Origin of the sequence: uncultured Roseovarius sp. (assembly GCF_947259555.1) — a bacterium.
Classification (GTDB): domain Bacteria; phylum Pseudomonadota; class Alphaproteobacteria; order Rhodobacterales; family Rhodobacteraceae; genus Roseovarius.
The window spans coordinates 93,222-115,296 of record NZ_CAMYMD010000105.1; the positions used below are offsets into that span (position 1 = coordinate 93,222).

General features: G+C 61.6%; 13 protein-coding genes and 2 tRNA genes. 3 read left to right on the forward strand and 12 right to left on the reverse strand.

Annotated features, from left to right (window positions below; all coding sequences use genetic code 11):
* Positions 1-17: 17 nt before the first annotated feature.
* Both Q0X85_RS18515 and Q0X85_RS18520 read right to left on the reverse strand, forming a co-directional pair.
* Positions 18-94, reverse strand: a tRNA-Asp gene (locus Q0X85_RS18515).
* Between the two features lie 130 nt (positions 95-224).
* Positions 225-301 (reverse strand) — tRNA-Asp (locus Q0X85_RS18520).
* Between the two features lie 199 nt (positions 302-500).
* On the opposite strand from Q0X85_RS18520, the gene Q0X85_RS18525 reads away from it, so the two are divergent.
* Entirely contained in the window at positions 501-1,979 is a 1,479-nt protein-coding gene (locus Q0X85_RS18525; RefSeq protein ID WP_297774495.1) for an ABC transporter substrate-binding protein, read from the forward strand.
* Here the strand turns inward: Q0X85_RS18525 and Q0X85_RS18530 are convergent.
* From Q0X85_RS18530 to Q0X85_RS18550, 5 genes are all read right to left on the reverse strand, one after another.
* Complete coding sequence (locus Q0X85_RS18530; protein ID WP_297774497.1) at positions 1,963-2,973, reverse strand: Ldh family oxidoreductase; 1,011 nt, start codon at positions 2,971-2,973, stop codon at positions 1,963-1,965. The two genes, Q0X85_RS18525 and Q0X85_RS18530, sit on opposite strands and share 17 nt — an antisense overlap.
* A gap of 101 nt (positions 2,974-3,074) precedes the next feature.
* Entirely contained in the window at positions 3,075-3,758 is a 684-nt protein-coding gene (locus Q0X85_RS18535) for an ABC transporter ATP-binding protein (protein ID WP_297774499.1), read from the reverse strand.
* Positions 3,751-5,040, reverse strand: a complete 1,290-nt coding sequence (locus Q0X85_RS18540) for a lipoprotein-releasing ABC transporter permease subunit (protein WP_297774501.1) — start codon at positions 5,038-5,040, stop codon at positions 3,751-3,753. Before Q0X85_RS18540 ends, Q0X85_RS18535 begins: the two co-directional genes overlap by 8 nt.
* Before the next feature lie 328 nt (positions 5,041-5,368).
* A complete protein-coding gene (gene proS, locus Q0X85_RS18545; protein ID WP_297774503.1) occupies positions 5,369-6,724 on the reverse strand; it encodes a proline--tRNA ligase in 1,356 nt (451 codons plus the stop codon).
* A 118-nt stretch (positions 6,725-6,842) separates the two neighbouring features.
* Positions 6,843-12,050 carry a calcium-binding protein gene (locus Q0X85_RS18550; protein ID WP_297774505.1) on the reverse strand — a complete coding sequence of 1,736 codons (5,208 nt, stop codon included), beginning with the start codon at positions 12,048-12,050 and terminating at the stop codon, positions 6,843-6,845.
* 381 nt (positions 12,051-12,431) lie between these two features.
* On the opposite strand from Q0X85_RS18550, the gene Q0X85_RS18555 reads away from it, so the two are divergent.
* Entirely contained in the window at positions 12,432-14,801 is a 2,370-nt protein-coding gene (locus Q0X85_RS18555; protein ID WP_297774506.1) for a DUF6851 domain-containing protein, read from the forward strand.
* A gap of 261 nt (positions 14,802-15,062) precedes the next feature.
* Here Q0X85_RS18555 and Q0X85_RS18560 read toward each other — a convergent pair whose 3' ends face one another.
* The 4 genes from Q0X85_RS18560 to Q0X85_RS18575 all read right to left on the reverse strand — a co-directional run bounded on the left by Q0X85_RS18560 (position 15,063) and on the right by Q0X85_RS18575 (position 20,013).
* On the reverse strand, positions 15,063-17,165 hold the full coding sequence (locus Q0X85_RS18560; RefSeq protein ID WP_297774507.1) for a N,N-dimethylformamidase beta subunit family domain-containing protein: 2,103 nt from the start codon (positions 17,163-17,165) through the stop codon (positions 15,063-15,065).
* Positions 17,166-17,169: 4 nt separating this feature from the next.
* Positions 17,170-18,465 (reverse strand): TRAP transporter large permease, encoded by a 1,296-nt coding sequence (locus tag Q0X85_RS18565; RefSeq protein WP_297774508.1) that lies wholly within the window; start codon positions 18,463-18,465, stop codon positions 17,170-17,172.
* Entirely contained in the window at positions 18,462-18,944 is a 483-nt protein-coding gene (locus Q0X85_RS18570; protein ID WP_297774510.1) for a TRAP transporter small permease, read from the reverse strand. The genes Q0X85_RS18565 and Q0X85_RS18570 overlap by 4 nt, the downstream gene beginning before the upstream one ends.
* Before the next feature lie 70 nt (positions 18,945-19,014).
* Positions 19,015-20,013 carry a TRAP transporter substrate-binding protein gene (locus Q0X85_RS18575; RefSeq protein ID WP_297774512.1) on the reverse strand — a complete coding sequence of 333 codons (999 nt, stop codon included), beginning with the start codon at positions 20,011-20,013 and terminating at the stop codon, positions 19,015-19,017.
* A gap of 112 nt (positions 20,014-20,125) precedes the next feature.
* Between Q0X85_RS18575 and Q0X85_RS18580 the strand changes: the two genes are divergently transcribed.
* Positions 20,126-21,016 carry a LysR family transcriptional regulator gene (locus tag Q0X85_RS18580; RefSeq protein ID WP_297774513.1) on the forward strand — a complete coding sequence of 297 codons (891 nt, stop codon included), beginning with the start codon at positions 20,126-20,128 and terminating at the stop codon, positions 21,014-21,016.
* Between the two features lie 218 nt (positions 21,017-21,234).
* Here the strand turns inward: Q0X85_RS18580 and Q0X85_RS18585 are convergent.
* On the reverse strand, positions 21,235-22,075 hold an 841-nt coding region (locus tag Q0X85_RS18585), incomplete at its 5' end, for a calcium-binding protein (RefSeq protein ID WP_297774514.1).

Here is a 22,075-nt window from a genome sequence, read left to right on the forward strand (position 1 = left end):
ATATTGATTTGGGAAAGTGGCGCGGTTGACGGGGCTCGAACCCGCGACCCCCGGCGTGACAGGCCGGTACTCTAACCAGCTGAGCTACAACCGCGCGTGCACGGGTGCATAGGCGAGCCCCGCAGGCGCGTCAATCGCAAATTCAGGCGTTTGCGGCTTTCCCGTGACAAATGCCCCAAACACAAAGCCCCCGCCGAGGCGAGGGCCATTGGGTCTGCGATGAATGGCGCGGTTGACGGGACTCGAACCCGCGACCCCCGGCGTGACAGGCCGGTACTCTAACCAACTGAGCTACAACCGCCCGCAGTCACCCGGTCAGGCCGGGTGTGACGCGCTTCTATGCCGGGTCCGCGTGCCCGTCAAGCGCCCGCTTGAGTATTTTTAAACTTTCGCATCGCGTGGCGGCGATGGCGCAAATCGTGACCGCGATGCCGTGCGAAAGGTTTGATTTTCCGCACTGCTCTTGCCAAGGTCGTTGCGTCCCCCAAGGAGAGATGCCCATGCGGCCGGTTCTGCTATCCATCCTTTGGTTTCTTGTCGCCGGTCACGCCTTGGCCGAGCCAGCGGGTACGTTTCGCCACGCCCACAATGTCGGCTTCGGTGCGCAATCAAGCCTCGACCCGGCATCCAAGGGGCGCGTCTTGCAGATCATCGAAAAGATCCAGAGCCGCCTCGTGCGGCCCGGACCGGCAGGCAAGCCGGCGCCCGATCTGGCGACATCCTGGGCCCCGAACGAGAACGGCTCGGTCTGGACCTTTAAAATCCGCGAGGGCGTTCGCTTTCATGACGGTAGCGCGCTCGATGCCCGCGACGTGGCCTATTCGATCGCCCGCGTGATCGACCCCGAGTATGGCAGCCCGGCACGTGCCGCCGTCAGAATGATTGAAAGCGTAGAGGTCACCGGCCCGTTCACCGTGCGCATGCAGCTCGAATCTCCCTTTGCCGACCTGCCGCTGCAACTCATGGATCCTCGCCTGCGGATCATTCCCGACGGCTCGGGCGATACGGTCGCCAGTACGGGGGTCGGCACCGGCCCTTTCAAGGTAAAGAAGTTCGATCCCGACGGTATCACGGTTCTGACCGCCAACACATCGTATTGGGAAGGGCCACCCGGGCTGGCCCGAATCGAGGTCATAGGTGTCCCAAACGCACAGGCCCGGCTTCAGGCATTTCTCAGCGGCCAGCTCGATATGGAGCGCGGCATCGTGCCGATGTTGCGCCGCGCGCTCGACAAGTCGTTGCGTTATCAACTCCTGGAGATTCCAACCGGCAACTGGATGGGCCTTGCCTTTCGCACGGATATGGAGCCGTTCGATGATCCGCGCGTGCGCCGCGCGCTGCGCCTCGTGGTGGATCGCGACGAGATGCTGCAACTGGCACTCGATGGCGGCGGGGTCATCTCTTGCGATACCCCTGTGGCGCCCAATGACCAATACCGCGCCGAGATGGACTGCCCCGCGGACCCGGCCCACGCCCGCGCGCTGCTTGCCGAGGCTGGCTATCCCGATGGCATTGATGTCGATCTTTATGTCTCGGGGCTCGATCCAAGTTGGCCGGTGATTGGCGTCGCCTTTCAGGAGCAAGCATCGCAGGCAGGTATTCGTGTCAACCTGATCAATGCCGCGGCAGATGGCTATTGGTCGAACGTCTGGATGAAGAAAGAGGCCTTCAGCACCAGTTGGGGCGAGCGCCCGGCAGATCAGGCTCTGAACGAGGCGTTTCACTCGGACGCCAAGTGGAACGAAAGTCATTATGCAAACCCGCATTTCGATCATCTGTTGGAAACGGCGCGCGCCGAACTCGATTTCAAGAAGCGTCGCGCGCTTTACGTCAAGGCGCAGGACTACCTTGCCAAGACCTCAGGCACGCTGATCCCGTTTCACGTCACGCAACTTGTGGTTCTGTCCAACCGGGTGACCCATTTCGACCCGGTACCGAACGATGCGTTGCGATGGCACACCGTCACGGTTGTTGACTAAGAAGGTCGGCCCGCGGCCCCCCCGCGAGCGCGAGAACCTGTTGCCAGACCGCATCGGCCACCTCGACCGGATCGGCGGCGCGCTTGCCCTGCCCCGGCAGGCGGGCACCCTCGTCCTGCGTCGCCCCCTCGGCCACCTGCGCCAGCCGGTCAAAGAACGCACCCGAGACCTTCGGGTCCATCAGCAGGTAATACTGCCCCAGGTCATGCGGCGGCCCCTCGGGGGTCTTGAGCGGCTTGACGTCACGGCTCACCACCCCGCCCGTCATCCCTGCTGCCAGCAGCTCTGCCATCAGGCCAAAGCCCCAGCCCTTGGGCCCACCGATGCTCACCAGCGACCCGCCAAGCGCGGCGTCGGGGTCTGTGGTGGGCCGGCCCTCGACATCGACGGCCCAGCCGTCGGGGATAGGCTCGCCCGCGGCCTTGGCCATGGTGATCTTGCCCAATGCGACCACCGTCGTCGATTGATCGAACTGCATGGCAATCCCGCCCTGCCCGTCCGGCACCGAAAAGGCGACCGGGTTGGTGCCAATGACCCGCGTCTTGCCACCTGGGGCCGCCACGATGGGCGAAGCATTGGTCATCCCCAGCCCGATCAGGCCCCGGTCCGCGATCTGCTCGGTGAAATACCCCAGCGAGGTGCAGGTATGCGCATGCCCCACCGCAAGGCTCGCCACGCCGCAGGCGCGCGCCGCCTCCGCCGCACGGTCGATCCCCCGGGCAAAGGCGGGCTGCGCAAAGCCGAATTTCGCATCGACGACCACAGCACCCGGGCGCGGCTGCGTCACTTCGGGCTCCACATCGCCCTTGACGCGCCCGGTCTGCAATTGCTGGCAATAGCTTTCGAGGTAGTAGAGCCCGCAGATCCGGTTGCCGGTGCTTTCGGCCTTGCGCACCGCGCGTGCGACCTCCTCGGCGATCCACGGCTGCGCCCCATGCCGGATCAGCGCCGCGCAGGTCTGTGCCTCGATATCGTTCAGGGAAATATGCACCATGCCGCTCTCCGATCGGTTCAACGACAGCTATGGTGGTGCCGCGATCGCAGGTCAATTCAGACCTTCTGAATGCAGCTTCAGCTTTTGCGAAATGCTAGGGTTCAGCCCGGCACGATCCGCCCCTGATCAAGCTTCACGATCCGGTCCATTCGCGCCGCCAGATCAAGGTTATGCGTGGCAATCAGCGCCGACAGCCCGGTGCCCCGCACCAGCCCCGTCAGCGCCCCGAACACCTGGTCCGAGGTTCCGGGATCGAGATTGCCGGTCGGCTCATCGGCCAGCAGAACGCGCGGGCTATTGGCCAGCGCACGGCAGAACGCCACGCGCTGCTGTTCGCCGCCTGACATCGCGGAGGGGCGGTGCCCCGCACGCGCACCCACGCCGACCTGCTCCAGCAGCTCTTGCGCCCGCGCCTGCGCCGCCTTGCGCGCCACGCCATTGGCCAGCTGCGGCAGCACGATGTTTTCCAGTGCGCTGAACTCGGGCAGCAGATGGTGGAACTGATAGACGAAACCGACCTCCTGCCGCCGCATTGCCGTGCGCCGCCGGTCGCTCAGCCCGGTCATGTCCTCGCCGCCGATCTCGACCCGGCCCGCATCGGCCACATCCAAGAGCCCCGCGATATGCAGCAGCGTCGATTTGCCCGCCCCCGACGGCGCCACGAGCGCCACCATCTCGCCCTTCGCCAGCGTCAGGTCGGCACCGCCTAGAACCTGAACCTCGCCGGTCTGCCCCTTGTTATAGGTCTTCTCGATCCCCGTCAGCCGCAGCATCACGTCACTCATAGCGCAGCGCCTCCACCGGGTTCATCCGCGCCGCCCGCCGCGCCGGAAAGATCGTCACGACAAAGGACAGCCCCAGCGACAGTACCACCGCCGACAGCACATCGCCTGCCTGCAACTGCGCCGGCAGGTGATAGATGCCGCGTATCGACGGGTCCCAGACCTGCCCGCCCATCAGCACGTTCACGAAGCTGAAGATCGGATCGATATAGATCGCGAACAGGCACCCTAGGATCACCCCCGCCGCCGTGCCTATGAGGCCGGTAAAGGCGCCGCAGATGAAGAAGATGCGCAGCACCGAGCCCTCGCTCAGCCCCATGGTGCGCAATATGCCGATATCGCGCCCCTTGTTCTTGACCAGCATGATCAGCCCGGAGGTGATGTTCATCGCCGCGATCAGCACGAGGATCGATAGGATCACGAACATCACGTTATCCTCCACCTCCAGGGCGCGCAGGAACGACCCGCTCGAATCCTGCCATGTCCAGACCTGCGCGCGCTCACCCGCAGCACGCAACAGCGGCAAGGTCATGTCATCGACGTTTTCCGGGGCCTCGACCATGACCTCCAACTCATCCGCGCGCCCGTCGCGGTTGAAGAACGATTGCGCCTCGGCAAACGGCAGATAGACGCGCACCCGGTCGATGTCATAGCGCCCGGCGGTGAAGATATAGACCACCTCATAGGCATTGATGCGCGGGCTTGTGCCGAGCGGCGTCTTGACCCCGTTGGGCGAGATCAGCTTGATCCGCTCGCCCACCGTCACGCCCAGCTCCTGCGCCACACCCGAGCCGATGGCGATGCCCTCGCTGAACCGGGCGATATCGCCGCGCGATGTCTCGGGGTCGGCCACGCGCGGGATTGTGCGCAGATCCTCGGGCCTTATGCCAAAGACCTGCACCCCCGCGTTGCGGTCGCGCGCATTGGCCATCACCTGTCCCTTGACCAAGGGGGCCACGTGGGTGACATTTGGCACGTCTCGCACCCGCTCGGCCATCGCCTCATACGCCTCGATGGTGCGGTCAATCCGGCCCGTCTGCGCATCGACCGTGCCCGCATTGTAGATCGTCACATGCGCGTTGGCGCCGAGGATCGTATCGACAAACTCCGCTCGAAAGCCCGAGCGCACGGCAAGCGTCGCGATCAGCGCAAAGACCGCCAGCGTGATGCCGATGAGGCTGATCCAGGTCATCACGCTCACGCCTCCCTCGGCGCGCTTGGCACGCAGATAGCGCCAGGCGATCATCCACTCGAACGCGGCAAAGGGGGCGGGTGATCTGGCCATTCCAGCTCCTTGGTCAATCCGCGCGGACAGTGCGGTCTGCGGTTGGGGGCGTCAAGGTCATGCGGGCGGATTTGGCCTGGAGCGGACATTGGGGGGTCAGAAACAAGCCGCGCGGTGCCCGACCGCCGGGTGGGCGCAGCAACCTTGGTGGACCGCACTTTATGCCAGCCAAACACGTCCGCGCTTTCAATGGCTTGAAACGTTGCAAAAGCGCCCGCCCGAGGGGGCGGTCGGGCGCTGCGCGGCGGTGCCTGCGGCACCTTGATTCCGCGCATTGGTGCTGCACTTGAACGGCAGCTCCAGGCCACTTTCACCCCGACCCGATCTCTCAGAGCGCCGGGCGCAGCACATGCCCCGCATAAATCTGCGCCAACTTCTCCACCGCCGCTTCGGGCGGCAATTCCTCGCTCTCGCCGGTCCGCCGCGAGGTCAGTTCCACCACACCGTTCTTGAGGCCGCGCGGCCCCACCGTGATCCGCCACGGCAAACCGATCAGGTCCATCGTCGCGAACTTGCCCCCGGCCCTCTCGTCCCGGTCATCATAAAGTGGCTCCAGCCCAAGCGCCGTGAGGGAGGCATAAAGCGCCTCACAGGCGGCATCAGCCTCAGCGTCGCCCTGCTTGAGGTTGACGATCCCGGCATGGAACGGCGTCACGCCCTCGGGCCAGATAATCCCCTTGTCATCATGGCTCGCCTCGATGATCGCGCCCACGAGACGCGAGACTCCGATGCCGTGGCTGCCCATGTGGACCGGCACGGATTTGCCATCGGGGCCCTGCACCGTGGCCCCCATCGGCTCGGAATACTTGGTGCCGAAGTAAAAGATCTGCCCCACCTCGATGCCGCGCCGCGAGCGGCGGCGATCCTCGGGGATGGCGTTGAATTTCGCTTCGTCATGGGTCTCGTCGGTACGGGCATAAGGCGTGGTCCACTCCTTGACGATGGCCTCGCATTCGGCGCGGCTGTCGTAATCGACAACGCGCTCGCCCAGCTTCAGATCGGTGATCGCGCTGTCATAGAACACCTCCGACTCGCCGGTTTCGGCCAGCACAAGGAATTCATGCGTATCGTCGCCGCCAATCGGGCCGCTGTCGGCACGCATCGGGATGGCCTGCAAGCCCATTCGCTCATAGGTGCGCAGATAGCTGACCATGTGACGGTTATAGGCGTGCAGCGCGTCCTCTTTGGTGAGGTCGAAGTTATAGCCGTCCTTCATGAAGAACTCGCGCCCGCGCATCACGCCGAAGCGCGGCCGCACCTCGTCGCGGAATTTCCACTGGATATGGTAGAGCGTCAGCGGCAGATCCTTGTAACTGCCGACATGGCTTCGGAAAATATCGGTGATCAGCTCTTCGTTGGTGGGGCCATACAGCATGTCGCGCCCGTGCCGGTCGGTGATGCGCAGCATCTCGGCACCGTAATCGTCATAACGCCCGCTCTCGCGCCACAGGTCCGCCGATTGCAGCGTCGGCATCAGCATCGGCACATGGCCCGCGCGCACCTGCTCCTCGTGGACGATGTTTTCCAGCTTGCGCAGCACCTTGAACCCCAAGGGCAGCCAGGAATAAATCCCGGCGGTGGCCTGCTTGATCATCCCGGCCCGCAGCATCAGGCGGTGACTGGCGATCTGCGCCTCCGAGGGCGTTTCCTTGAGGACGGGCAGAAAATAACGGCTGAGACGCATGGGACGGGCACCTTTGGATCAATGCAGTTGGTCCTCCGACTACCTCACCCCCGCGTGCCCCGCAAGCGATCTGCGAAAAGCGGCGGGGCGGAAAATCCGCCACCGCCCTCCAGACCCATCAGATGAACGAGAAATCGTCGAGCGTGAGATTGGAGGCCGCCACGCCTTCGACCAGAACCAGGTGGCCATCGACGTTCAACTGGGCGCCCGCGCCGGTATCAGTGATTCCCAACGCGTCGAGAAAGCCCTGCAACCCGTTGCCGCCATTGTCGATATTAGTCTCACCGGTATCCGGATTCACGATCCGGATAACAAAGCCGTCGGTGCCGTCCTCGTAATCGGTGATGATATCCTCATCACCGTCTTTGAAGAAGTTGAAGACAAAATCATCCGCCCCCGTACCGCCAGTCATCGTGTCATCACCATCGCCACCATTGATGCGATCGTCTCCAGCCTCACCGAGTATCACGTCATTGCGCCCGCCACCGGCGAGAAAGTCATTGCCGGCGCCGCCACGGATCTCGTCATTGCCCTCTCCGCCGCCGACACTGTCATTCCCTGATCCCGCGTCGATCGTGTCACTGCCAGGACCACCGCCGATATCGTCATCTCCGCCGCCGCCACTGACCACATCGGACCCAAAACTCGCACCCATCGTGTCATTGCCTTCGCCGCCCGCAATATCATCATTGCCGGGGCCGCCATTGACTACATCGTTACCGGGGCCGCCATCCATGATGTCGTCATCCTGACCGCCACCCATGAAGTCGTCACCGGCGCCACCGAGCATTGTGTCATTGCCCGTTCCACCTCCCATGGTGTCATTGCCACCGTCGCCATTGACCGCGTCGTCACCTTCGGCCCCGGCAAGCGTGTCGTCACCGTCTCCACCGTTCAAAGTGTCGTCGCCCTCCTGTCCGAACACGCCGTCGTCACCATCAAACCCATCAATGGCGTCATCCCCCCCCTGCCCGATGAGCGTGTCGTCACCCGCGTCACCCTCAATAACGTCGTTTCCGGTAGTTCCAGTTTCCTGAAAGCCAGCCGCCGGCAAATTCCGCACCTGTGCCAGGCTGAGAACCTGGTCCGAGAAAGAAAAACTCTCGATACCCGCGACCGTATCCTCGCCCTCGGACGAGACCAGAACGAGGATGTCATTCCGGGTTCTGACGCGCATTTCAGCCGAGGACAGGTCGAAAAAGGCCGTATCCTGACCACCCCCGCCCAACAGGCTGTCATTACCAGCGCCTCCGTCGAGGCTGTCATCGCCTGACCCTCCGTCAAGGGTATCGTCGCCGTCCCCCCCATCGAGCACGTCGTCTCCGGCCGCGCCATCCAGGTCATCTTTCCCTGCTGCACCGGACAATTGGTTGTCCTCGTCATCGCCGATGAAAGTGTCGTCGCTATCGCCGCCAACGACGCGCTCGAAGCCCTCGAAATCGCCAGAGGCCGGCGTGTCGATATCAATCAGTTCGATCTGGAATGCGGCAAAACCCGGGTCCGCTCTCTCCGGCAGGGCACGCGTAACATCATCCGCGCTGTCGGATTGGTTCGGATCGGCCTCGAAAACGTCCTGGGGCGTCAGCGAAACACTATCAAAAACGCGCGTCTCCGTGCCATCGCTTTCATCGACACCGTCACCATCCAGATCCCGCTCCGCCCAGCGCGGCGACCGGTCAGTGAGCGTGCCGGTGTAGGACATCGCGCCGAGGTCCAAACTTATGGAACCATTCACCGTGCCAAAATCAAGCGTATCAAAACCGGTGCCACCATCGAGGCTCTTGACGCCTAGCCCGACGACAACCGTGTCATCATCCGCGCCGCCAGAGACCGTGTCATCGCCCGACCCGGTGATCAGGATATCGTCGCCGTCTCCGCCTTCGAGGCTGTCATCGCCCTTGCCTCCCGAAAGCATGTTGTCGCCCGCGTCGCCTATTAGCCGATCATCCCCTGCGCTGCCGACCACATTCTCGATTGAGACCAAGGTATCCGTGCCAAAGGCACCCGTCGCGATATTCGTGTTGAGATCGACGGTCACCGCCCCGAAACTGTCGGCGATGACCTCACCATCCTGCCCACCGGGCCGTGCCCAGGCATAGGATGCTGTATCGTTGTCCGCCCCGCCATCGAGACGGTCATTGCCCGGCCCGCCATGCAAGAGATCATCACCCGCACCGCCCTCGAGCGTATCGTTGCCCGCGCCGCCATAAAGCTTGTCCAGACCGTCGGCACCACGGATCGTGTCGCTACCACCACGGCCCAAAAGCTGCTCTGACTGACTGCTGCCATCGATCAGATCGTTGAATTCGGTTGCAATCAGGACTTCGAAATTCTCAAGCGTCATTCCGACCTGGTCGGCGTTGTTAACAGGTGCCCCCTTGAACGAGACCGCCGTGCCATCCGCAAGATCGACCTCGATGCGAGAACTGAAGCCGACGTCGAAGGAAATCGTGTCAAACCCATCGCCACCATCGGCATTGCCGAAAAAGCGTTCGATCTGCACGAAATCATTATCCCTCCCCATAAGGGCGGCATTTTCCCGTGTGGTGTCGTCGAAAACGGCAAAATCATTGCCAGCACCGCCGCGGAAGATACCCCCGCCGCCACCGTTGAAATTGCCGATGTCGTTTCCATCGCCCGCATGCACATCGGCAAATCCGTTTTCGCCATCGAACCGGTCATTGCCCGCCTGAAGAAAGAACACCGCCGTAGAAGAGCCGCCGGGCTCATAGATCGCGTGGTCGTCGAAATCTCCGAGCGAGATTTCCTCGACGCCTCTGGGCTTCAGGGAGAAAAAGACGTCGCGCGCATTGCGCAGGTCCTCGCCCTGAACGGTCGTCTTGTGCGCCCGCAGTGTCAGGGCAATCGCGCTCTCGACCTTGTAGTACCACCGTGCATCGCTCACCTCTTCAAGGCTGAGGCGATCAAAGCCGCTGCCTCCCTCGACCTGAAGCGACGTCGATCCGCCAGCAACCTCCTGAACGTGGATCAGGTCGTCCCCATCGCCGCCATTGATATCCTCGGTGCCGCCCGTGAAAATCTCGTCATCGCCGCCACCGCCGTGCAGCAGCTCAGCTTCCGGGGCACCGATGAGCGTATCGGCAAGATCAGAGCCCATGAACCCCTCGACCCCCTCGGTCGTATCCGTGGTGACCTCGTTGCCCGCCGTATCGAACCGGGTGATCCGGCCCGTTGCGGCGTCGATCCGGACCGGTCCGCTATCCTCGATCTCCTGCATGTAATCACGCAACTCTTGCAGGATGGAGGGATCGTCGCTCTGATCGTTTATGTCGAAACGGATGGTATTCGACGAGCTGGTGTAGGACACCAGATCAAAGCCGTCACCACCGATGTAGTGGTCGCTCACGCCTGATACTGCGGCGCTGCCCGAAATCATCACGTCAATATTGCCGGCACCCGCGTTGATGATGTCGGCACCTGCTCCACCAACGATGTAGTCGTCCTCGCCGCCCGCATCTATGATGTCGTCGCCACCGCGTCCGCTGATCACGTCGATGCCATCACCGGTAAAGATCGCATTCGGGCCATTGGTGCCGCGCACCTTATGGTCCTGATCCGGCGAGGCGACGACATTCTCGATGGAACTAAGCGTATCCTGCCCCTGACCAAAGGACGTGCCATCCGTGAGGTCAACCGTGAGCCGCGAGTTTGCCCCCCTGAGCACCTGAAACGTGTCCGTTCCCGAACCACCATTCGCCTCATCATCGCCTCGCCCCGGCAACAGCACGTCGTTGCCCGAGCCACCATTCAGCTGATCGTCATCGGTTGATCCGAAAATCCGGTCATCTCCACCCAGACCGTTGGCGACGAAAAAGCCGTTTACCTGCGTCCCGGTCGAGTTGAGGAACATCAGATCGTCCGCGACACCGTCCACGTCGCCATTCAGGATCGAGCCCCCGATCAGCGCGTTGTTGAGCTCTTCACCGGTAAAGGAAATATCCGTGAACACGACATGATCGGAATCCTGTAGAGACAAAAGCACGTCGATCCCGGTGTTGATCGGAGTTTGCGGCGCAAGATGACTGACGATGATATCATCCGTATCCGGGTCGCGGGCCAGCTCATACTCCGTGAAGCTCGCGCCGAAATAGAACAGGTCGTCACCACCCCCGCCCTCGAGAATGTCAGAGCCGGCACCGGCGATGATCACGTCGTTGCCGCCGCCGCCACGGATCGTATCGCTGCCGTCGAGCGCGTCGAGGATATCATCACCGCCATCACCTTCGAGCAGGTTCGCGATATCGTTTCCCCAACCGGTCGGGCCTTGATCGGCCTCGCCCACGACATCCCCGAAGAACCTGGATTCGACGACATCGAGAAACGGAACGCTCCCCAAACCGTCGACGACATACTCCAGCAACAGGTCCTGCAACGGCTGGATCAGTTCCGCGAAGGCATCAAGAAGACCGATTGAGGGAATAAGCGCCCCGATCGCCTCTTCGGTCGCGTCCAGGATACTGTCGAGCTTCAATGTCTCGATCACAAAATCGATGACCGGATTGACGATCAATCCGATGAGCGCGTCGACAGCGTTCAAAAGCGGCTGGATCGGTTCCAGCAGCTTTTCCGCGACCGAGAGTGGGGTTTTGAGGAAATCAAAAATCTTGCCGATCTCTTCAAAGTTGACCAGCTCGCCCAGTATGCTGTCGAAATCAATATCTTCGAGAACCTTCAGGAACGCATCGACCTCAGACTGCACCGAGTTGTAGAGCCCCTCGACACCTTCGATCTCGGCGTTCCGCGCGCCCATCTGTGCCTCGATGGCTGAATTCAAGGCGCCAAAGTCACCGCTCCAGGCTTCGCTGCCGCGTGTGGCCACCGCGATGGCATCCACAAAGCTGCCGGTCGCGGCCGAGGCAATTTCGAGTTGCCTCAGCCGAAGGTTCAGGGTGTCAGTGACGCCATCGATTGCCAAACCTGCGGCCGAGAGGCTGGTTTCCAGGTTATCGACGAACCCGCCATCCTCTTCCTGCTCGGCAGTGGATGTGTCGTCCTTGCCGCTGATCTCATCGAATTTTTCGTCGATCTTGGCGGCAGGAGGCCGGATGTTATCCAGAACCTCTTTCAGAGCCGTCACGGGCGTCTTGAGCGGAGACACGAACCCGACAACTGTCAAAAGGTTGTCAACGGTAAAGAGCGAGTCGTCGACCTCTTCCGCCGTATCGTCCGCAGTCTTGTACTTCTTGACCCCGAACTGCGCGGTCGAAACCAAGAACCTGACCTTTGCCGTGACGTCTTTAAGAGCCTCAATTCTTGGAATAGTCTCGTCAACATTCGCCCTGTAGGCGTTCAATTCAATACCCATAACATTCGTCCTTAAAATGCGACTTGAATGGCCGCAGCTTCGAAAAATTAAAAAAGTACTCGTTCACTAAAAATAAAAAAATATCACGAACAAGTGTACCAAAAAAAAGTGTCTGCGCCAAGAGAGCGATGTCAGGCCCTCAAGCGGAGACGCGCGGTGACCGCCCTTCGCATCCGGATTTCACACTATCCTTTCGGTCAGTTGTGCTACTAAAGCTCTGCTTTTATACCAATTTCATTGAAGCCTACACCTTCGATTAATTGACGCGCCAGAACGTGGCGCTTAGCGTGGCCGAATAGAATTTCTGACCCCAAGGGCGACGTGCTCATCGCGAAATCCCGATAAAAAATGTTCTAATACCTAGTATCAGAGGAACCACCCATGGAAAATTCCGAGCTGTCCATTGTCGCACAATGGAACGAACTCCAATTGGAAGCGGTACGAGAGGGAGGCGCTTCGCCTACTCCGACGACATACCAACTCCATCTTGCGAGTGCAGCCGTCTACGACACCTACGCCGCCCTGTCGCCTGACGCGTCGGGTCACTATTCCGAAATAGAAACAGCCCTTGAAAACACCCAAGCCAACAAGGCCGAGGCGATCAGCTATGCCGCCTATACAGTCCTGAGCCAGCTCTACCCGGAGAAGGAAGCGGATTTCGCCGCATTTCTGGAGGAGTTGGGATTTGATCCATCAAATTCGTCAAACGATCCCGACACAGCAGCCGGTCTGGGCAGGCTGGCCGTGCAGCGCGTCTTTGAAGCACGCGAGAATGACGGCTCGAACGCCGAGAACGGTTTTGCGGATACAACTGATTACCAGCCCGTAAACGAGTCCGACCCGACCTCGGACAGAGCCCCCGGAGGAGAGAGCTTCGACCCCAACCAATGGCAGCCGCTCCGCGTGCCCAACGGGACGCTGACCGACGAGAACGGCGTGCCAATCTTCGACAATGACAATCCCAGCACCTTCAACGACCAGCAGGCATTGACGCCCCATTGGGGCGAGGTCGACAGCTTTGCTCTCGCATCGGGTGATCAATTCCGTCCGCCCACACCGCCGCAATTGGGTGACACTTCGGAATATGTGGACGGCCTCGGGAATGTCACGACGAACGATCAGGCCTACCGCGATCAAATCAACGAGGTGATCGAATTCTCCGCTGAGCTGACCAATGAACAGAAGGTTGTCGCGGAATATTGGGCAGACGGTCCGCGCACCGAGTCGCCTCCGGGCCACTGGAACCAGATTGCGCAGGATCTTTCGCTTCGGGAAGGGCACGGCATAGACGAGGACGCCGAAATGTTCTTTGCGATGAATGCCGCCGTCTTCGATGCCGGGATCGCCACTTGGGAAGCGAAATACGAATACAACTACGTCCGTCCTCAATCCGCGATCCGCAACCTGTTCTTCGATCAGGAGATACAAGCTTGGGGTGGCCCAGATCAGGGGACGCAGACGATCCTCGGACAGCAATGGCAACCCTATCAGAATGTCACATTCGTGACACCGCCCTTCCCGGAGTTTGTATCCGGCCACTCGACATTCTCCATGGCCGCAGCCCGCACATTAGCCAGCTATCTCGGCACCGATGCCTTTTATGATGGCGAAACCCTGAGCAATTATGACCTTGACGGTGTCGAAGGCACGGATCTTCTGGGCCAGTTCGTGACAAGCGAGTTGATTTTCGAGGAATTCGGTGACGGCCCGCCCGTCGTTCTACAATGGGAGACCCTGACAGAAGCCGCCGAAGAGGCCGGCATTTCGCGCCTTTATGGCGGCATTCATATTCAGGACGGCAACCTGCGCGGGCTGGAAATCGGCGAAAGTGTCGCCGCCAACGCGGAACAGCGATGGAGTGCACTGTTCTCGAATGGGGGCGATGATTTCATCCTCACGGATGCCGAAGGCGGCCTGACCCTCGGCGGCGATGGCAATGACAGTATTTTCGGCGGTGACGGCAATGATCAGATCGAGGCCGGGGCGGGCAATGACCTGACCGGCGGCGGCGCTGGCAATGACGTCATGAATGGCGGTCACGGCGATGACATGATGGGCGGTGGCACCGGCAACGACACGCTCGATGGCGGCGATGGCAACGACATCATCGGTGCGGGCCAAGGCGATGACAGCGCCACAGGCGGTGAGGGCGACGACATCGTGAATGGCGGTCACGGCAATGACGATATCGACGGTGGTGCAGGCCTTGATACCATCGGGGGCGGCACCGGCGACGACGTGATCGCTGATGAAGCAGGCAACGACGATATTGGCGGCGGCGCGGGTCAGGATGTGATTGACGCGGGCGACGGCGACGACAGCGTTGGCGGCGGCGAAGGCAATGACGACATACTCGGCGGTGACGGCAACGACTTCCTCGCCGGTGGCGGCCGTGACGACACGATTGATGGCGGCGCGGGCGACGACTCGATCAATGGCGGCGACGGCGACGACGTGATGACCGGCGGCGCCGGCGCGGATGTCTTCGTCTTCAACGTCTTCAAGGCCGGCGATGAGGACGTGATCACCGACTTCGAGGACGGCGTCGACAGCTTCCTTATCCGGACCACCAACCTCGAAACCGGTGAGGTCAATATCGACAACGGCGGCAACGGCTTGCAAGGGTTCCTAGACGCGTTGGGGATCTCTGACACCGATGCCGGCGCACAGATGAATGTCGATGGTCACTCGGTTCTGATTGCAGATGCCGCAGCGTCCGACCTGACACTGGAAGATTTCCAGTTCATCTGATGACACAACGCAGGCTCGGGTGTTCTCCCGCAGCTCTTCGCCCTCCCTGTCGACAACCGGGAGGGCGCTTTGGTGTCTAAAGCAATTTCAGAAAAAGTTGATAGACCGTTTCGGTTCGAAATTGTGCAGAAGTTGGTGATGGCCCCGAGCACGCATCTAGGGAACGACAATCACATTGGACATTTCTGTCCAGTAGGTGAAACGTGAGCGGCGCGACCACCCTTCGGGATGCCCGCACTGCACATCCGCCACTCTTGATCGCTAGTCTGTTGCCAGCTTCCGACGCAGGTAGTTCTCCAACAGGCGCGAAATATCATTGTCAAAGTCATTCCACGGCAGGCTGCCGCAAAAGGTGATCGAGCCCACCGAAAAGACCGAGCCGCCCTCTGGCAGATCGAAATAGATCAGGTCGGCATGTTTGGCGTCTTCCTCCGGCCCGCCGGTCAGGTTCGTCAGGTGCGTCAGCTGCTCTTCGGGGACCAGCATGAAAGACCGGTTGTCGCCCGCGGAGCGTGCCAGCAGGACGTGGTTCTGTGGCGAGCCGATGCGGTGGTCGACATGGTCAAGCTCGAACCCCGCCGCGCCGTTGCCGCTGAACCCGTAATCGCCAAACAGATCCTCGGTCACACCCTCGAAGAGCCAGTCGAACGCCGGATCAAAGCACATCCGCTGATAAGGCGCGCCGTGAAACTCGCCCTGCGCGGCAAAGCCGATCCCCACCAGCGCCTGCGGCGCCCGTCCGCTGCGCCGCCAGAGGCCGCCATAAGTGCCATCGAAGGCGTTGTAATACTCGCCCGGCTCCGCCGCCCATGCACGAATGCCATCTTCGGCCCGGCGAATTTCGAGCAGGCTGTCATTCTCCACATGCCGCGCGATGCGCCAGTAGAATCCGTTGCCGCCCAGATACAGCAGATTGCCACCCGCATCCCGGTATCCGCGCAGCGCGTCCAGCGTCTCGGCGGTGTGGTATTCGGGGTGTGTGGTGGTGGTGACGGCCTTGTACCCCGCCAGAACATCCGCCCCCTCGGCATGCAACTCGTGGTCGGTGATAATGTCATAGCCGATGCCCTTGGCATGCAGCCAGCTGATCAGGTGGCTGTCGGCCGGGAAATGCCGCAGCCCCGAACAGCCCGTCCCCCCGAAGGTCAGAAATCCGGGCCGGAAATTGAACAGCGGCCGACGATGCGAGGCGTGGCAGATGCCCGACCCGTCGGAATGGGTATTGTAGGTCGAGAGGCCATAATCGCGATAGTCCGCCGGGTTATGCGGATAGGCCCCCCACTCGCGCATCTGCCCTTGCCAGGCGGGGTCGTAATCGGGTCGGGCATGATTGCCGTAGACCACATAGGTAAAGGTCGGGATCAGCACGCAGAGATCAGCGCGCCGCGTGCCCTTGGGCGGGCAGATATAGAACGGCAAGGCATCGCTGCCATGATCGCCCTCGATATGCATGACATAGACGCCCGACGGCATGTCCTCGGGGACGGTCAGGGTGAAATCGGTCTGCCAGCCGAAATCATAGATATCATCCTCGTGGAAATGGATCGCGCCATAGTGCTCGGGCTTGTGCCGCCAGCACATCTCGGAGGCATCCCATTGCGACCCGGTCATCGCACGGGTGGGAAAGTTGACAAGCGACAAGGCCGGTCCGGCCTGCGCGGGCACGCGGGCCGACGGGATCGCTGTCGCCAGATCCCAGGCCGCGATCGGCCCATCCGGGCCTGTGATGGCCGGCGCCTCGATCTTGCCGTTAAAGAAATCCGCCGCTTTCGTCCCGTTCAGGCATGCGGCAATCGCGATTGGGGCCCTGATCGCCTCGCGCGACAGCGCACCGCTAGCCTCATGCGTCTCGCGGCTGTGATGCCCCAGAACCGTCTGCACCAGCGTCGCGCGCCCCTCCGTCAGCCGCGCCTCGATCCGCGTCCAGCGATGCGGCGGCAGCGGCACCCGTGCCGTGACCCGGCCCTCGCCCACCGCGAAGAAAAGGCAGCCCGCCGCATCGAGCCCCAGGGTCAGCGGACCGCAGGACAGCACCGCCTGATCGCGTCCGTTGAGATGCGTGGGCTGGATCGTGGCGGACAGAGTGACGTCGCCCTGCGCGGGCAGCGTGATCGCCGCGTCACTATGGCCGTAAGAGCCGGGAAAGAACGGCTGATGCCGGGCGGGCAGGTCGCGCGGGGCAAACCATGCGCTGGCATCCTCTTCGATGAGCCCGGCGCCCGCCGGGTTCGGATCGGCGCAGATCGACCGCGCCAGCCGCGCGCGATACCGCCCGCCACCGGTCGACGAAACCTTGAAGGCGATCTCTTCGCCCGGCCGCGCCGAGAGGCGGTCGGTATAACCGGTCAGGGGAACTTCTTTCATGCGCTTACCTCAGTTGCGGGCCGTAGACGAGATCGGGCAGCCAGGTCACCCACCCCGAGAAAAAGACGAGAAGCAGGATCATCAGCATGTAGGGGATCAGCAGCGGCAGCACCCCGACCGAGATATCCTCGATGGTGATCCGGCTGATCCGTGCGGCGACAAAGAGGTTGACGCCGATGGGCGGGGTCAGGAACCCGATCTCGCAGGTCATCACGGTGAAGATGCCGAACACCACCGGGTCCACCCCGAGGCTGGTCACCAGCGGAAAGAACACGGCGGTGAAGATGATGATCTGCGGGATGCTCTCCAGCCACATGCCGACGAGGATATAGAATATCCCGATGAACAGCATGATCAGCCACGGATAGGCCGCGAGCCCCTGAAAGAGCGCGAGGATGTCGCTGGGGATATCGAAGATCGTGACCAGTTGCCCGAACGCCTTGGTGGAGCCGAGGATGAACAGCACCGTGCCGATGACGATGGCGGTGAATTTGAACGCGTGCAGCAGCTTGGCCCATGTCAGGCCGCGATAGACAAAGAGCCCGACGAACAGGCCATAAGCCACCGCAACCGCCGCCGCCTCGGACGGGGTAAAGATGCCGGCATAGATACCGCCCAAGATCAGGATCGGCGCGAAGACCGCCCATTTGCCATCCCATAACGCCCAGAGCAGCGGGCCCCAGCGAAACCGCTCCTCGGTGCCGCCATAACCGTTCTTCCAAGAGATGACAAAGACCACGACCATCAGCATCAGCCCCAGCACGAGGCCCGGCAGGATACCCGCCAGAAAGAGCCGCGGGATCGAGACATCCGTGACCAGCGCAAAGATGATCAGCAGGTTGGAAGGCGGGATCATGCTGCCGAGCGCCCCCGCCGAGGCGGCGATGGCCCCGGCAAAGCGCGAGCGATAGCCCTCTTTCTGCATCGCCGGAATGGTGATCGAGCCGATGGCGGCCGTGGTCGCCGGGCCGGACCCCGAAAGCGCGGCAAAGAACATGCAGGCCACCACCGTCACCAGACCCATTCCGCCCTTGTAGGCGCCGACGAGGCGTTTCGCGATGGTCACCAGTTTTTCCGACATGCCGCCCTGTTCCATCAACTGCCCCGCCAGAATGAAGAGCGGGATGGTCACCAGCGGGAACGGCTCGAACGCGGTCCAGGCCGCCTGCGCCATCAGGGTCAGGGGAATATCCGCGATCAGCAGGCCCGCGACCGTCGCCAGCCCGGCGGCGAAGGGAATAGGCACGCCGATGGCCATCGCAAAGACGAAGGCCGCGGCCATGACAAGGGGGCCATTCATAGCGGCAGATCCTTCCAGCCGTCACGCCCCCACCGCCAATAGACCTGAAGAATGCGAAACAGCATCAGGCCAAACGCCATCGGGATGATCATCTGCACCCATCGCTGCTCGATCCCGAGACCCGGGGTCATATAGGTGACGTTGAACAGAAGCTGCGTGTAGATCGTGGTCTGCACGATCATGAAGATCACGAACCCAGCCCACAGCGTATCGGCCAGTACGACAGACGCGACCTGCAAGGCGCGTGGCAGGCGGCTCACCAACAGGGTGATGCGGATATGCGCGCGCTCGCGCACCGCCATCGTCGCCCCGAGATAGACCGCGAAAATCATGCCGTAGACGGCGGTTTCCTCGGCCCAGGCGGCGGCGGTGGAGAAGAAATACCGCAAGATGACCTGAAGCAGAACAGACCCCACCACGACCGTCAGGCAGATGGTGCAGATCACCTCTTCGAAATATCTGTCTAGCTTGGACAGCATGCTCCCGCCTCCGCGCTGAAGGTGTCAAACGGCACGGGGGCGCGCGGCCCCCACGCGATGTTGTGCGATGTTACTCGGCCTCGGCGCGGATCGCCTCGACAAGGGCGATAAACTCCTCGCCCTTGTCGGCGGCATAGCGGTCCTGCACCCGCAAGCCGGCCTCGATAAAGCCGGAGCGGTCAAACTCGGCCGTTTCCATGCCGCCCTCACTGGTCAGGAATGCGCGGATTTCGTCGATCTGCTCTGCCATTGCCTTGCGGTGATAGACGCCGGCCTCGGCAGCCGCCCGCATCACCGCGTCGCGCTGCGCCTCATCGAGCTTGTTCATCACGCGGTCGCTGGCAAAAAGCGGCGAGAAATAGGTGAAATGCTCCAGCACGGTGAAATAGGGCATGATCTCGTAGAACTTCTGCGACTTGATGAAGGAGGTGCCGTTATCCGCCCCTTCCACCGTGCCGGTCTGGAGCGCGGTCGGCGTATCGGCCCAGGGCAGCGGGATGGGGGCTGCGCCGAATTCCTCGTAGGTGTCGATCATCACCTGGTTCTTGGGGACACGCACCTTGAGCCCCTCCATATCCTCGACCGAGGCGATCGGGCTGCGGGAATTGTAGAAATCGCGATCCCCGACAAAGCCGTAAGTCAGCAGATGCACGTTTGTCGCCGCCTGGAGCTGCGCGGCGAAATCGCGCCCGACCTCACCTTCGAGCACGCGGTACGCATGCTGCTTGTTCTGAAAGATATAGGGCAGAACGAACGCATCCATCAGCGGGAAATGCGGCGAGATGTTATTGCCGGTGATGACGAACATGTCCACCGTGCCAAGCTGCATCGCCTTGAACGCCTCGTCCTCGCCCATCAGCTGACCGCAGCAGCGCACCTTCACGTCGACGCTGCCTTCGGTATAGTCCTCGACCAGCTCCTCGAACTTGTCGGCAAGCACGGCATAGGTGCTGGTCTCGGAGGCCGCATAGCCGAGATTGATGGTGACATCTTGCGCCGTGGCCGTGCCCGCGACGAGGGTCAGGGCCGCAAGGGGCCCGGCGAAAAACAGAAAGGGTGAATGTGACATGATCGCTCCCGGTTGCATGTGGAATTTTTGTTTTTGTTATCCGGTCAGGGTAGCCGGGCCGGATCTGCAAGTATAATATCAATTGATTAGTTTCCGATGCATAAAAGGTATCATGAAAATCGGTCTGCGCCATATCCGCTATTTTCTGGTCCTCGCCGAGGATCTGAATTTCCGACGCGCGTCGGAGCATCTGCATATCTCGCAACCGGCGCTCACCCGCACGATCCAGCATCTCGAGGCGGAGTTGCAGGTCACGCTCTTCGACCGCTCGCAGAATTTCGTGCGACTGACTGATGCGGGGCGCGCCTTTCGCGAGGGTGGTCAACGTGTGCTGAACGGCATGGAAGCCACCATTGATCTCACCCGCCGGGTCAGCATCGGCGAGGCGGGCGCGCTGCGGGTGGGCTATACCGATTTTGCCATCGCCGATGCGCTGCCCGAACTGCTCAAGCAATTTCACCAAAGGCATCCCGGCATCACCGTGCGCCCGCATCACGGGGTCACGACAACGCAATTACAGGAATTGCGGGACGACAAGCTCGATATTGGATTTGTCACTGGGCCGGTGCGTCAACCGGGGTTTCACAGCCGGGTAGTGCAGACCGACCGTCCGATCTGCATCGTGCCAGAAGGCCACCGGCTGGCCTCGCGCGCCTCGGTTACGCTGGCTGATCTGGCGGATGAGGATTTCGTGCACGGGCCCGCCGAGGCCTGGGCGCATTTCTACGACTACCTCTTTCCGCTCTGCCGCAAGGCGGGCTTTCAGCCGCGCATCGTGCAGGAGGCGTTCAATTCCGTCGGCATTCTCGGTCTGGTCTCCTGCGGCATGGGCATCACCATCCTGACCGAGAGCATCTACGACTTCGCAACAGGTGGCTTGGTGCCCTTGCCACTCTCCGACATTGCCGAGGAAATGGTAACAGAGGCGGTCTGGGCCTCCGAAAACCTGCGCCTTCCGGCACAACACTTTGTCGATTTTCTGGAGCATCAGCACAAGAGTTGAGGCCAGAACACCTCAAGTACAGACCTGCGCATCCGTCAGGTGCCTTGCACAGTCACGCCTGAGATCGCTCCCCTGACCGCTCAAATCTGACAACTGCAACTGCGTACAGAACGCCAGAATGACGTATGACCCGGACTTGCTCCGGGTCATACCATTCTCTTGCATCAGACAGGCGTGTTGCCTGCCAGGCTCGTCAGCGTGGCAAAGCTCGACCCCGATTAGAAGTCAAAGTCGAAACCGTCGATCAGTCCAGCCGCACCGGTCACGCTGATGGTGTTACCAAGCCCGTCCGAAATCTCGGCATCCGCGCCAACATCCGTGACCGTCAAGTCACCGAATGCGCTGATCACAGTATGCTCCGAAAAATCGAACCGGTCGGTACCATCGACAAAGTCGGTCACCACATCGCCGCCGAAACCATCCTTGAAGACGAACGTGTCAGCCCCGGCACCACCCTCAAGCGTATCGTCACCCTGCGCGCCCTCAAGCACGTTGGCACCACCATCACCGGTCAGATCGTCACCGTGAGCCGAGCCGAGAATGTTCTCGATGTCGATATAGGTGTCGCCGTTGGCTTCTCCACCGGTGCCGGTCCCGGCTCCAAGATTGGCCGTCACCCCGGCTGCCGCATTGGCATAAGACGCGGTATCCGTGCCAACACTGCCGTTGAGGATATCGGCCCCGATCCCGCCTTCCAGCGTGTCGTCGCCAGAAGCACTGCGCAGCAGGTCGTCGCCTTCGCCACCCTGAAGCAGGTTGTCGTCGGTCGAACCGGTCAGCGTGTCGTTGTGGCCCGAGCCCAACAGGTTCTCGATCCCGACAAAGCTGTCACCAGCCGCATCTCCGGCAAAGCCATTTCCGCCGCCAAGATTGGCGCTCACCGCCGCCGAAGAGTTGGCGTAGGATGCGGTATCCGTCCCAGCACCACCATCAAGCGTATCTGCGCCAACACCGCCCTCGAGCGTATCGTCACCCTGCGCGCCCTCAAGCACGTTGGCACCACCATCACCGGTCAGATCGTCACCGTGAGCCGAGCCGAGAATGTTCTCGATGTCGATA